Annotated in this window: 10 protein-coding genes and 1 pseudogene; 6 read left to right on the top strand and 5 right to left on the bottom strand. The window is 59.5% G+C overall.

All coding sequences use genetic code 11. From position 1 onward, the window contains the following. Positions 1 to 33: 33 nt before the first annotated feature. Positions 34 to 948: a site-specific integrase gene (locus J2Y83_RS13500; RefSeq protein WP_253395903.1), complete on the top strand. Its 915-nt coding sequence runs from the start codon at positions 34 to 36 to the stop codon at positions 946 to 948. 45 nt (positions 949 to 993) lie between these two features. On the opposite strand, the gene J2Y83_RS13495 is transcribed toward J2Y83_RS13500, so the two are convergent. After that, complete coding sequence (locus tag J2Y83_RS13495) at positions 994 to 2205, bottom strand: multidrug effflux MFS transporter (RefSeq protein ID WP_253395901.1); 1212 nt, start codon at positions 2203 to 2205, stop codon at positions 994 to 996. 184 nt (positions 2206 to 2389) lie between these two features. Here J2Y83_RS13495 and J2Y83_RS29885 point away from each other — a divergent pair. Continuing rightward, positions 2390 to 3160 (top strand): annotated as a pseudogene (locus J2Y83_RS29885) (MCP four helix bundle domain-containing protein); the annotation flags it as partial. After that, entirely contained in the window at positions 3155 to 4018 is an 864-nt protein-coding gene (locus J2Y83_RS29880; RefSeq protein WP_373423758.1) for a methyl-accepting chemotaxis protein, read from the top strand. The pseudogene J2Y83_RS29885 and the gene J2Y83_RS29880, both read left to right, overlap by 6 nt. 61 nt (positions 4019 to 4079) lie before the next feature. Here the strand turns inward: J2Y83_RS29880 and J2Y83_RS13485 are convergent, their stop codons facing one another. The 4 genes from J2Y83_RS13485 to J2Y83_RS13470 all read right to left on the bottom strand — a co-directional run bounded on the left by J2Y83_RS13485 (position 4080) and on the right by J2Y83_RS13470 (position 11394). Further along, a complete protein-coding gene (locus J2Y83_RS13485) occupies positions 4080 to 4697 on the bottom strand; it encodes a CatB-related O-acetyltransferase (RefSeq protein WP_247397554.1) in 618 nt (205 codons plus the stop codon). Positions 4698 to 5059: 362 nt separating this feature from the next. After that, a complete protein-coding gene (locus J2Y83_RS13480) occupies positions 5060 to 6199 on the bottom strand; it encodes a hypothetical protein (RefSeq protein ID WP_253395897.1) in 1140 nt (379 codons plus the stop codon). Between the two features lie 165 nt (positions 6200 to 6364). Then, the gene (gene mgtA, locus J2Y83_RS13475) at positions 6365 to 9952 is read right to left on the bottom strand and encodes a magnesium-translocating P-type ATPase (RefSeq protein WP_253395895.1); all 3588 of its coding nucleotides are present in this window, start codon (positions 9950 to 9952) and stop codon (positions 6365 to 6367) included. Between the two features lie 296 nt (positions 9953 to 10248). Continuing rightward, positions 10249 to 11394, bottom strand: coding sequence for an NAD(P)H-hydrate epimerase (locus tag J2Y83_RS13470; RefSeq protein WP_253395893.1), 1146 nt, complete (start codon positions 11392 to 11394; stop codon positions 10249 to 10251). A 302-nt stretch (positions 11395 to 11696) separates the two neighbouring features. On the opposite strand from J2Y83_RS13470, the gene J2Y83_RS13465 reads away from it, so the two are divergent. The 3 genes from J2Y83_RS13465 to J2Y83_RS13455 all read left to right on the top strand — a co-directional run bounded on the left by J2Y83_RS13465 (position 11697) and on the right by J2Y83_RS13455 (position 13263). Beyond that, positions 11697 to 12737 carry an alpha/beta hydrolase family protein gene (locus J2Y83_RS13465; RefSeq protein ID WP_253395891.1) on the top strand — a complete coding sequence of 347 codons (1041 nt, stop codon included), beginning with the start codon at positions 11697 to 11699 and terminating at the stop codon, positions 12735 to 12737. A 42-nt stretch (positions 12738 to 12779) separates the two neighbouring features. Beyond that, entirely contained in the window at positions 12780 to 12935 is a 156-nt protein-coding gene (locus J2Y83_RS13460; RefSeq protein WP_253395889.1) for a DUF2569 family protein, read from the top strand. Between the two features lie 124 nt (positions 12936 to 13059). After that, positions 13060 to 13263, top strand: a complete 204-nt coding sequence (locus J2Y83_RS13455) for a DUF2986 domain-containing protein (protein WP_253395887.1) — start codon at positions 13060 to 13062, stop codon at positions 13261 to 13263. The last annotated feature ends 8 nt before the right edge of the window (positions 13264 to 13271 follow it).

The raw sequence follows: 13271 nt of genomic DNA, 5'->3' as shown, positions 1-13271 counted from the left end.
GTTCGAGGTATTTAATCCAAAGGCCGATCTACCTTGACTGAGTCAATCCGCAACCCGCTGACCCTCTACCTCACCCGCCTGGCGCCCTCCAGCCAACTGACCATGCGCTACGTGCTGCAGGACGCCGCCGACCGCCTCGGCTTCGAGGACATCAACCTTGAAGACATCGACTGGCACCTGCTGCAACCCGAACAGGTGATCGCGCTGGTTGCGGCCTTGCGCGAGGACGGCTACGCGCCCAATACCTCGTCGCTGTATGTAAACGCCGTGCGCGGGGTGATGAACGAAGCCTGGCGCATGAGCCTGATCAGCCAGGAACACCTGCTGAAAATGCGCACGGTCAAGGCCGCGTCCGGCACGCGCCTGAGCCAGGGGCGCAACCTGCGTCGCACGCTGATCCGCGAAATGATGGATGTATGCGCTGCCGACCCGCGGCCCCAGGGCCTGCGCGATGCTGCAGTGATCGGTATTTTGTACGGCTCGGGCATGCGTAAGTCGGAGTCGGTCAACCTCGACCTCGCACAGATCAACTTTGACGAGCGCAGCCTGCGCGTGATTGGCAAGGGCAACAAGGAACTGATCAAATACGCGCCGGGCTGGGCCTTCGCCAAATTGCAGGCCTGGCTCGAATTCCGGCGCGAACAACTCAAGGAAGGCGAGCAGGACGATTCCTTCCTGTTCAACCGCATCCGCAGGGGCAGCCATATCACCCGCGAACGCATCACCAAGCATGCGATTTACTACATCGCCCGCCAGCGCGGTCAGCAGGTGGGGGTGAAGATCATGCCGCATGATTTCCGGCGCTCCTTCATCACGCGGGTGATTGAGGAGCATGACCTGTCCATCGCGCAGAAACTGGCGCACCACACCAATATCCAGACCACCGCGAACTACGACGTGCGTGACGACAATGAGCGACGGCGAGCGGTGGAGCGGTTTGATCTTTAGCCGGCGGCGACCGGCGAAAAACGCGCGGTCCGCGTCAGGCTCGGCTCAGGAGGAGGGCGGGGCACCGGGCAGCAAGTGCGCCGGCAGGCGGCGCAAGGTCCACAGCGTGGTCAGCAGCGCCGCAACGGCACACAGCGCGATGCCGATCAGCATCGGCGCCGGGGTGTGATCGGCAAAGACGCCCACCTGGGTCATGGAAACGGCCGCCGTGATCATCTGGATCGCGCCGAGCAACGCCGATGCGGAACCGGCCACCGCGCCGTGGTCTTCCAGGGACAACACGCCGGCCGCTGGCAACAGCAAGCCGAGGAAACCGAAGCCGATAAACAACAGCGACATCATCAAGCCTAGGTGGCTGCCCCATAGCGTCGTAGCGGCGAGCAATACCATGACCGCGGCCACGCCCACCACCGACCAGCGAATCAGCGGCGCCAGGCCGAAGCGTGCGCTCAGGCGTGCGGTGAGCTGGCTCATGGCAAAAAATGACGCGGCGTTCAGCGCAAAGCACAGGCTGAATTGGGTGGGGGTCAGCCCGAAATACTCGATGTATACGAACGGCGCGCTGCCAATAAATACAAAGAACGTCGCCAGGCCAAACCCGCACACCACCGACAAACCGATGAACACCGGGTCGCGCAGCAACGCCCCATAACTGCTGAAGGCATTCCCCAGGGTCTTGCCCAACCGACGCTCGGCGGGGTGGGTTTCAGGCAGTTGTACGACGGTCATGACCAGGCACAACACGGCCACTACCGCCAACACGGCAAACACCTCGCGCCAACTCCAGAGCGCAATCACCAGGCTACCGGCCAACGGTGCCAGGATCGGCGACACACTCATCACCAGCATCAGCAACGCCATCAGCCGCGCAGCTTCATGGCCGGTATACAGGTCGCGCACAATCGCCCGGGGAATCACCATCCCCGCACACGCGCCAAACGCCTGCACCGCACGAAAACCAATCAGCACTTCAATACTCGGCGCCAGCGCGCAGCCGATACTGCCCACGGCGAAGATAAGCAACCCGGCGTAGATCGGCGGCTTGCGCCCGAACACATCGCTGATCGGGCCATAAAACAACTGGCAGACGCCGATGATCATGAAGAACACTGTGAGGCTCATCTGCACCGCTGCCGGTGAGGCCTGCAGGCTGGCGCCCAGGGTCGGCAGCGCCGGTAGGTAGATGTCGATGGCGAAGGGGCCGACGGCAGTGATCAGACCAAGCAGCAAAGCAAGGTGGGCGATACGTTTGGACATGAGCAGTTCCGGGTGAAGCAAAGGTCGGCCAGCTTAAAGAACCACCCCCGCGCAAACAAGATGGGGAAGACGTTGAGTTTAACTGCGCAGATCTGAGCAATTGAGCTTCAATAACAGGGAGTCTCTGCCGATAACAGTATCAGCGACGCTCAAGCGGTTGGGTACCCAACCAGCTATCCAGGCTATGGGAATGACCAGCATGACGATCAAATTACGCTTATGGCTATTGATTGCGACCGGGTTGCTCACCGCTTTGATCATGAGCCTGGCCGGTTACCTGGGAAACGGTCGGATGGCCGATGCCGTGCAGGATAACGAGACCAGCATGACGGTGCTGCGCAACCACATGGAAGCCGACATGATGCACGATGCCCTGCGCGCCGACGTGTTGTCGGCGATGTTGGTCGGGTTGGGTAAAAGCACCAGCACCAAAGCCGAAGTCAGCAGTTCACTCAAGGAGCATGCCGAGCATTTCCGCCAGGTGCTGGAGGACAATCTAAAGCTGCCGCTGGGCGACACGCTCAAGACCAGCCTGGAAAAAATCAAACCCAGCCTGGATACCTATATCAACGCCGGTGAACGCATCGTCGCACTCGCGCTGGACAACCCGGAGGCCGCTCGCGGCGAACTGGAGACCTTCAATACTGCTTTCAGCCAGTTGGAAGGTCAGCTAGCTAGCCTCAGCGAGCTGATCGAAAACAATACGCAGCAAACCAGCGTCGGTACCCGACAAACCATCAGCAACGCCAACGTCACCTTGGGCGTGGTGTTGATTGCGAGCCTGCTGCTGCTCCTTGCGCAGGGCCGCTGGGTTACCCGGAGCATCATGGATCCGTTGCAGGCCGCGAGCCGAATTGCTGACAGTATCGCCCGTGGCAATTTGAGCGAGCCGATTGTCGTGCCCGACCGCAAGGACGAGGCCAGCGCGCTGATACGCAGCCTCTCCACCATGCAGGCGTATTTGCGCGGCATGATCGAAGTGGTGCGCAGCAATGCCCACGGCGTCAATGACATGAGCGAGCAACTGAGCCAGGGTTGCCATGAGGTGGCGGGCAGCAGTCAGCAGCAAAGCGCCGCCGCCAGCACCATGGCGGCGGCCGCCAGTGAAATGACCGCCAGCATCGAGGAAATCACCCAACATGCCGCACGCGCACTGAATATGGCCAACCAGGCAGAAGCCTTGGCCAAGGACGGCGGTCGGGTGATCCACCAGGTGGTCAGTGACATGGACGGCATTGCCCGTTCGGCGCAACAGTCGGCCCAAGTCATCCGCACGCTGGACAAGGAGTCCGAGGCAATCTTCAGCATTATCCAGGTTATCAAGGGCATTGCCGATCAAACCAACCTGCTGGCCCTGAATGCCGCGATCGAAGCCGCCCGCGCCGGTGAACAGGGGCGCGGTTTTGCGGTGGTCGCCGATGAGGTGCGCAGCCTGGCCGGACGCACCAGCGCGTCGACCCAGGAGATTGCCAGCATGGTCGGCCGCATCCAGCAAAACACCCGGGAAGCGGTGACCAGCATGGAGGAGGGCGTCACTCAAGTGGACAAGGGCATGGCGGTGACTGCTGAAGTCGAGCGCGCCATCCGCGAGATTCTCCAGGCCACCCTCAACACCACCGAGTTGGTCAACGACATCTCCCGCACCATCAGCGAGCAAAGCCTGGCCAGCAACGAAATTGCCCATCAAGTGGAGATGATTGCCAGTATGTCGGAGCGCAATAGCCAGGTGATCGGCAAGACGGCCTCGACGACGGACGAGTTGTCCGCGTTGGCGGGGAAGTTGTCGCAGTCGGTGGATCGATTTCGGCTTTGAGCATCACAGCTGATATATAACTCAACTAAACATCTATTTAGTTGAGTTATATTTTTCCACCTTACTGGCGTTGTTTTAAGTACTCGATAAACGGCTCGATATCAGAGGAGCACAGCAGATGCGCGACACTGCGTACCTCGGTCTCAGGCCAATACCACCAGGCGGATTGTTCCAAGACCTGGCGAACAGGCTCATCAAAACGCCAACGGATAAACTTGGCCGGGTTTCCGCCGACTATGGAATAGGGCGCCACATCTTTGGTCACCAACGCACCGGCCGCCACTACGGCGCCATCGCCAATGGTGATACCCGAAAGAATTTTTGCATGGGAACTGATCCAGCAATCATTGCCGATCACTACGTCGCCATTGCTGCCGCCGAAGTCAGTGATATAGGCAACTTCTTCGACCTTGGCGGGAAACGGATAACAGCTTAGCCAGTCGATGCGATGATGACCGCCCAGATACACTTCCACGTTGCCGGCAATCGACGTATAAGCGCCTACGCGCAATGTCGTTCCTTCATGCCAGTCATGTACCTTGAGATCGCCATAGGTGCCAATACCAAAGCTGAATTGCGGATAACGGTTACGCAGTTTTTGTGTTGCACGCTCAAGCTTCGGCAGTGCACGCAGCGCTTTGCGTTCCTGACGCTCACGCCAGATGCGCAGTAGCTTCATGGGAAGAACCTTATTCAAACGTTGGAATGGGACGTTATCCTGAAGAATGAAAACCAGGGTTGCAAGCTGGCAAGTGAAATGGAGGGTTTGTTTTTTCGGCCTGAGGTGGCGAGAGTCAGTGCCAGGCTTAAAATCTCACCCGAGAGCCCCCCAGCTCTACACACGACGGTTCGCATAATGTATATTATGTTAAATTAGGTGCTATGCTGGATAGGCGTCCAATTAGCCGCTTTCACCAACCTATAGCCTCCCTTTCACGAACCCCGAACCCCGAACCTCGACCTCGTGTTATTCACGACGGCGCGGTTTTGCTTTTGGTATTTGCGCGCCATTGCTCCTTCCTGGCGTGACCCCAATACACATCAATCTGGAACAATACTCGATATAAATCTCAAACCAAATGCAGGACAGTCATATTTCGTAGTACCCCCATCAGATTTATACTCCTCCAGAAGTGCTTCCTCATGAAGATCTGCCAAAACCCCCCACGCCCTGAAAGAAATAAGCTCGCTATGGTCAAGCATAAATTTCCTTAGCGTCCGCCAAGGCGATGGAGCTTCAGGCACGGGGCCTGCTATATTCTTGAGAAAGTAGTCACCCTTCGAAATTGTATTAATTGTCGAGTAGGTAACTCCGGAGGTCTCCCACTCTGTAATAACGTCATGTAGAGATTCAGATATCTTGTTCGGGATACTGACTTCGTAGCGCTGAAACTTCTCACACGGATTGATATCAAGGTACGTAATACTGTATCTGGCTACAGTATGTTCTCTCAAATCTCGCCACAGGAAGGCGAATCCATGTGAATTGATTTCATTAGACTTTCTAACAATCCGCTCAAACGCAGACTTTATTTGCTCCAGATATTTGTCCAAATCCTCAATATCACCCCCGCTGTATATGTTATTTGCGTATATGCAATTCTGAAGACCAGAAAAGGTATTCTTATTGAATTTCAATGATGTACTGGCATTGAGGAGCTTTTCCGGCGGAAGATGTTCAAGCTGCAATGGCGAGGTGGATTTTGGCTGCAGGCATAGAATGTTTCTTTTGTGCCAAAATATCTCACTAAACAAATAATTTCTTAAAAGCGTCGGCCAGTGACTTGAGACGATCACGCAAATCACATCACCGTTTGAAATGAGTGGGAAATGCGCCTTAATGGCGTTTGTATATGCGCCCAACTCTGTCCCCGCTTCTCTTGTGGGATTTGAAGAGTTCTTGAGCTCGACCACTACGAATGTTTCCATCCCGGGGTCGTACAACAGAAAGTCAGGCTTTATTATTTCCGACGCGAATAGAGAAATATTTTTATCTTGACTAACAAGCACCGTCTCACGCACACACTTCCAGCAATACTCATACGACTCGATGATGCGGTTACGCCGTGCATCACCGTCTTTTTCGTACTCACACGGAATAATTATATCGCCTAGACCGCTAAATTCTCGAAGATGAACCCCCATCGCCTCCTGCATTTCTTTTTCATCCCTAAACATCATTCACCCTCGCGGTCATTGTCTTTATGTCCATTCGACGTTTATTGAGTACGGCCCATTCCTTAAGTGCACACTCGGTTCACCTCCTATGATTGCACGCCATACTGCCACCTGCTTGCCATGAAGCTAGTACATCGCGTAGTTGCGCGGTTGATGGCAAGTCTGGAATCAAGAAAGTGTGGCAGCGCGGGCGCGGTTCAACCGCTGGCGACGGTAAAAGAGCCGCTTGACCCATTCCGCCGCGCCCATGTAGACCAGGCTGATTGCCAGCACCGTCAGCAGGATCGGCAGTGGCAAGGGCACTAGGCCGAACCAAGACGCGATCGGGCTGTAAGGCAGCCCGACGGCCAGCAGGCCGATGGCCGCGGCGCTGAGCAACAGCAGTGTCGCCGGACGGCTTTGGTAGAACGGGCGGTAGGTGCGCACGATGAAGATCGTCAGCAGTTGGGTCAGCAGCGACTCGACGAACCAGCCGCTGCGAAATACTTCGGCGCCCTTCTCTGCCAGCAGGTACAGCGCGGCGAACGTGAGCACATCGAACAGGGAACTGACCAGCCCGAACACCACCATGAAGTTGCGGATTTCGCTGATGTTCCAGCGGTGCGGGGTGTTTTCCCATTCGCGGTCGACGTTGTCACTGGCAATCCCCATGGAGGGGATGTCAGACAGGAAGTTGTTGAGCAGTATTTGCTTGGCCAGCATCGGCAGGAACGGCAATACCAACGAAGCCAGGGCCATGCTGATCATGTTGCCGAAATTGGCACTGGAGACGATGGAAATGTACTTCAAGGTATTGGCAAAGGTATGCCGGCCCTCTTCGATGCCTTCGCGCAATACGTCGAGGTTGTGCTCCAGCAACACGAAGTCGGCGGCCTGCTTGGCCACGTCGGCGGCGTTGTCCACCGAGATCCCGATATCGGCGACTTGAAGCGCCGGGGCATCGTTGATGCCATCGCCCATGTAGCCGACGACGTGCCCGGTCTTCTGCAGGGCGCGGATGATGCGTTCCTTCTGGTTGGGGTCGACCTCGGCAAACAGCGTGGTCAGCGGCGCCAGGTGCATCAACGCTTCGTCTTTCATGGCCGCCAGCTCTGCACCGGTGATGATCCGCTCCACGGGCAGGCCCACTGCCCTGCCTACGTGACGGGCGACCAGATGGCTGTCGCCACTGATGATCTTCACTTGCACACCCAGGCGCTCAAGCGTGGCAAGGGTGTCTTTCACGCCCGGCTCCGGCGGGTCGAAGAACAACAGAAAGCCGCGGAAGGTCATGTCCTTTTCTTCATCCCGGCCGTAATGCGGCTGCTCCGGCAAAACCCGCGTGGCCAGGCCCAGGACCCTGAAGCCCTGCTCGCTCCAGTCGGCGAAACGCTGCGCAATCGTGGCGCGCTCGGTATCGCTCAGCGCCAGCAGTTGTTCGCCGCTGCGCACCTGCGTGCAGACCTCGAGCACGTTGTCCAACGCCCCCTTGGTCACCATCAGCCGGGCGGCCTCTGGCGCATTCGCGACCACCACGCTCAGGCGCTTGCGCACGAAGTCATACGGCACTTCATCGAGTTTGCTCGCGCCTGGGCATGGCGCCAGGGTTTTGCCGGCCAGGGTAATTGCATCGTCCATGGCGTTGCGCATGCCGGTCTGCAGGCTGGCGTTGAACACCGCCAGTTGCAGGATATTGGCATCGACATTGCCCTCGACATTCATTGCGCCGTCCAGCACCACGACACCGCGGGTTAGCGTCCCGGTCTTGTCGGTACACAGGATGTCCATCGCCCCGAGGTTTTCAATCGCATTGAGGTGACGCACGATGACCCCTTTGGCCGCCATGCGTTGCGCGCCTTTGGCCAGCGTGATGCTCAGGATCGCCGGTAACAGTTCCGGCGACAGCCCGATGGACAAAGCGATGGCGAACAACAGAGTGTCGAGGGCGGGACGGTGCAGCAGGATATTGATGCCGAACACCACGATCGTGATCACCAGCATCACCCGCAACAGCAAGCCGCCGAACCGGCGCAGGCCGCGCTCGAACTCCGTCTCGGGTGGGCGTAGGGTCAGCGTCTTGGCGATGCGCCCGATTTCGCTCTCCGGGGCGTAGCGCGTGACCAGCACCTCGGCGGTGCCGCTGCGCACCGAGGTGCCCATGAACACGCAATTATGCCGCTGCCCGAGTGTGGCATCGGCGGTGCAGTCGCCGGGCAACTTTTCCACCGGGAAGGTTTCACCGGTGAGCAGGCCTTCACCGATGAAGCAATCGAGCGCCTGCAGGATTCGGCCATCGGCTGCGATCAGGCTGCCAGCGCTGAGCAACAGGATATCCCCCGGCACCACCGCGCTGGCGGCGATGTCCACGGGCTTGCCATCGCGACGCACCGTGGCGCGCTGCGCGATCTTGCTGCGCAGTTGCTCCACCGCCGTACTGGCGCGATTTTCATACCAGGCGCTGAGAACCGCGCTGATCAGCACAATGCAGCCGATAATCGCCGCATCCAGCCAGTCCCCCACCACCACGGCGACCAGCGCGCCCACGATCAGGATCAGCACCAGGGGCGTGCGCATTTGCTCCAGCACCAGCCGGGCCAGGCCTCGCGGTCGGTCCTTGGCCGCGGCCGGCGCGCTGCGCACCCGCGCGCTGGCTTCGGCCTCGCTCAAGCCCTGCGGCGTGCTCTGTACGTTACTGAACACCTGGCACAGCGGTGGGCTCCAATAGTCGCCGGTTGCCAAGAATGCGGGTGGCTTGGCGGTGGATCGCCATTCACGATGGGCCAACCAAAGGCCAGGCAGCATCGGCAACCAGAACGTCAGCCCGCGGAATAACAACGTGGCCGATAGCGCCACCGCGATGTTTACCCCGACCCAATGCAGCGTGACCACCGCCGCCGCCTCAAAGGCCCCGAGCCCGCCCGGCACAATGCCGATACTGCGCAGCACGCTGGCCAGCATAAAGCCGGCAAACAGCCCCAGCGGCGGCGCGGACACCCCCAGCGCACGCACCAGCACCCACAACGTGGCGCTGTCGAGCACGATGATCAGCAGTTCCAGCAAGGTAATGCGCCAGAGTAACCCTCGGCTGCGAACCAGTTGTTTGTCCGCCCCCGTGAGCAATGAAGCGATTCTGGCGACAATCGAAAAATGCTGCCCCGGCAAATGCGCTACCAGGTGTCGATTGCCGGCCAGCCTGGGCGTGATCATTGCCAGAAGCAGGCTGACGGCGACGAACACCAGGCACGCGGTGATGACCGCCGGCGTGGCATGGCCCTGTAAGATCACCACCGGTAACGCCACGCCGACCGACACCGCATACGCCAGGAAATACCCGGACAAATCCAGCACCAGGCTGGCCAGCACCAGCGGTTTGGCGAAGCCAAGGCGGACGAACGAGGCCACTACCGCAAAGGCGCCGCTGATGCCGGAGGACGGCAGGGCCTGATCGACAAACAGCTTCATCACACTCAGTTTGCCCGCCTCCCAGAGTGAAAGCGGCTGTGCCCCGGCCTTGAGCACCACCCGAAAGACCTGCCCTTGCGCCATATAGGTCAAGACTTGCAACGCCAGGGCGCCGACCAGCCACAGCGGCTCTGCCTGGGTCAGCAAGCGCGTGAAGGATTCGACGTCGGTGAATTGCAGTGCCACGCCGACCACTGTCACAAACATCGCGGCTCCCAACAGCCACGTCAGCCACAGCGCGGAACGGCTGTAATGCTGTTCCTCTTCAGGTACAGGCGGATCGATGAAACCCGGAGTGGGCGGTTTGACAGGCATACCATGCCCCTGAGCGAGTCAGCAGAGAGTCCGATTCTGGCGCGTTCTGGGCGGGGCCGTTTGATCCAAGTCAACCTGCCCCGGGCGGTGTTGGCGGAGCGCAGTGCATGCTCGCTCCGCAACGGTGTGGGTTGGGTTGTACGGGCCCGCTCTAAGAAGATGAATACCTTCGTGTGCGGGTTAAACTGCTCTTTTCCGGCAAACCGTACTTGATAAATATCAAACGCACGCCCATCCAGGTTTCAAATCAGACATTGGACGTGGAATACACCGCTCACCGACACGTCCACGGACAATCAACCGTACAGTCGACGTAATAGCCCTGGTAAAAGATTCGGTACCTCTTTTGCCCGTAACCCTGGGCCGAATTCGGCACCGGCCGCATCGTGCAGCCACACGCCCGCTGCCGCAGCCGAAAAAGCCGGCATGCCCTGGGTCAGCAACCACAGAACAATGTCGCCCAATAGGTCGCCGGTGCCGGCCGAGGGCACGCTGCAGTGGATCACGGCGCGGCCATCGGGGCGGGCAATCACCGTGTCGCTGCCTCGATGCACAACCACCGCCGAGCAGCGCTGGGCAGCGGCTCGAGTGCGGGTCAATTTGTCGCCGACGAAGTCGAACATCCGCCGAAATTCGCCCTCGTGAAGGGTCAGCACCTGCATGGCATCCGCAGCAATGATCGCGGGGGTTGCAGCAAAGGTTTGCTCGACGGTATCGAGACCGGCTCGCGGTAAGTCGAGCCGCCACAACGCAGGGTGATTCTCAAATGCCTGGGGGACGATCGCGTCGAGCACCGCTTCGGGCGTGCCAATATCGGCCACAACGACTTCGCCACACAGATCGCGCCCCGGCAACAGCAGATGCCCGGGCTTTTTGCGAAAAAACGTCACTGTCAGGGCTGCCGCCACCGCGCCCAAGGACTCACCGGTATCGCCCATCACGCCGCTGGGCGTGTCGACCGCGACAATTGGCGCCTTGCCACGGCCAGCCGCGGCAAGGGTGTCCAACACCTGCCCCTCCAGCGCACGGGCGAGACCAGCGCCGAACACCGCGTCAACAATCAGCTCGGCCCCCTCAAGCGCCGCGGGGCTCAGGGCTTGAACCTCGCCCTGCCAACGCTGTGCATGTTGCCAGGCTTCGCCTTTCAGGGCCGCTCGACTGCCCCACATCGCCACCCTCACTGGCCAGCCCGCTTGCGCAAGTCGGTATGCGCTGACAAAACCATCGCCGCCGTTGTTGCCCGGCCCGCAGAGCACCAGCAGCGGCCGGGGTGTCCAGCGGCGCTCGATTTCGCGCGCCACCGCCGCACCGGCATTGCTCATCAACTCGAAAGACGACACTCCGGCAACCACCGATAGCCGGTCGGCTTCCGCCATCTGGTGTACCGTCAGCAAGGCCGCCTGGCGCGCGCCGTTATCGAGGTCGGGACTCAACGTGTTCATGCTTTTCACACCTTCGATCGGTACTGAAGTCAATTACCGCCCATGCTGGGACGTCGCCATGCTCGGTTACCCCAAGCCTCTGCCCGCCTCGATCATCTTGACCAGGACGGCCTGTGCATCGCCGTATACCCTATTGCAGTTTTCTGCATAAAATAGCTGGTTCTGAATGCCGGCATAGCGCTTGCCCTCCCCGGGAGATGTAGGTCAGCGACCCAAAACACGATACGATCCCGCCGGATCATGGGCGCTACGCACTACCTTAGCCCCACGGTCCTTCGATCCCATCATGGAAGATAAAAACAATGAGAACGGCGTTCTGCGCGCTATTGCTGCTTTGCCTGACCTCCCCGGCATTCGCCGACGAAAACCCGATCGGCTTTAAAACCGCCACCCTGCCCGATGTAGAGAACCAGCGTGCGCTGCAACTGGCCGTCTGGTACCCCGCCGCCGCCACGGCCAAGCCTGAGCTGATCGCCGACAATGCGGTGTTCATCGGGACTCTCGCCGTGCCCGACGCACCGCCGGCTGCCGGAGAGCATCCCTTGGTGGTGCTGTCCCACGGTTACGGCGGCAATTGGCGCAACCAGGTGTGGCTGGCCAGTGCACTGGCTCATCAAGGTTACATCGTGGCAGCGGTCAACCACCCCGGCACCACCAGTAAGGATCGCAGCCCCGCCGCCGCCGCGCAGTTGTGGCAACGGCCCAAAGACCTCAGCCGTGCCATCGACGCGGTGCTCGCGCAGCGTGCGCAATTTGGCGCGGTCAAGCACAACCAGATTGCCGCCGTGGGCCACTCCCTCGGCGGCTGGACCGTGCTGGAAATCGCCGGTGCCCGTTTCGATCCAGACCTGTTCAATCGAGACTGCAACGTCCACCCGAAGCTGGGCGGTTGCATTGGCTATCGGCAGATGAACCCTGCCGGCACACCCGCCGGCAAGGTCCAACTGGCCGCTGACCTGAGCGACAAACGCATCACCGCCATTGTGTCGTTGGACCTGGGCCTGTCGCGCGGTTTCACCCACGCCAGCCTGGCGGTATTGCCAGTGCCGGCGCTGGTAATCGCGGGGGGTGTGCCGTCGGAGGAGATGGACCCTAACTTGGAGTCCGCCGCCTTGGTCAAGCGCCTGCCGAAAGCGTCGACGCAATACGTGGAGATCGCCGACGCCACTCACTTCAGTTTCATGGCGATCTGCAAGCCGGGTGGCATGGCGTTGATTGAAGCGGATTCGCCGGGCGACGGCATGATTTGCCGGGATGGTGAGGGGGCTCGGCCACGGGCGGTGATTCAACAGCAGGTGGTGGGGCTGATCAGCGAGTTTTTGGAGCGCTCGTTTCGACATTGAAGCAAACATCGACCTAGTACCATTACCTCATCCGGCACGACGATGGATAACACCCTATGGGGCGCGATCCTGGTTTCAGAAACACTCATGAATGCAGTCTTGATCGCGGCCTTTGGTTATTTGGTTTACCTGTTCTTCTCCGAACACTATTTATTCCCCAGGGTTTATATCGTCACGCTCATCGCCTCGGCCGGTTGAGGCAGAAGCGCCTAGCCCCGTCAGCCTTTGATGCGTTGAGCGCCTGCCCGATGACCGGCAGGCGCAACGATCAGGTTTTTTAAACTGGTATGATTCGCGCGTTTACAGATCTGGTAAAAAACCCATGAATCGTCAGAAAAAACTCCAGCAGTTGTTCAAGGCCAAGGCGAAAAAGGCCAGCGCCAAATTGGCGCCCAAATCCAAGGATAAATACGTCAGCAAGGCCGACCGGGAAAAGCTGGAAGCCGAAGCCGCCCAGGCGCCAGACAGTTGCGCTGAGAACTTTCACGCTGGGGGTGAGACGGCCGGCCAGGCCAGCGGCCAGTAGCGCGCGCC

Origin of the sequence: Pseudomonas marginalis (genome assembly GCF_024169655.1) — a bacterium.
GTDB lineage: Bacteria > Pseudomonadota > Gammaproteobacteria > Pseudomonadales > Pseudomonadaceae > Aquipseudomonas > Aquipseudomonas paraveronii.
This window is presented reverse-complemented; position numbering and strand designations above follow the sequence as displayed.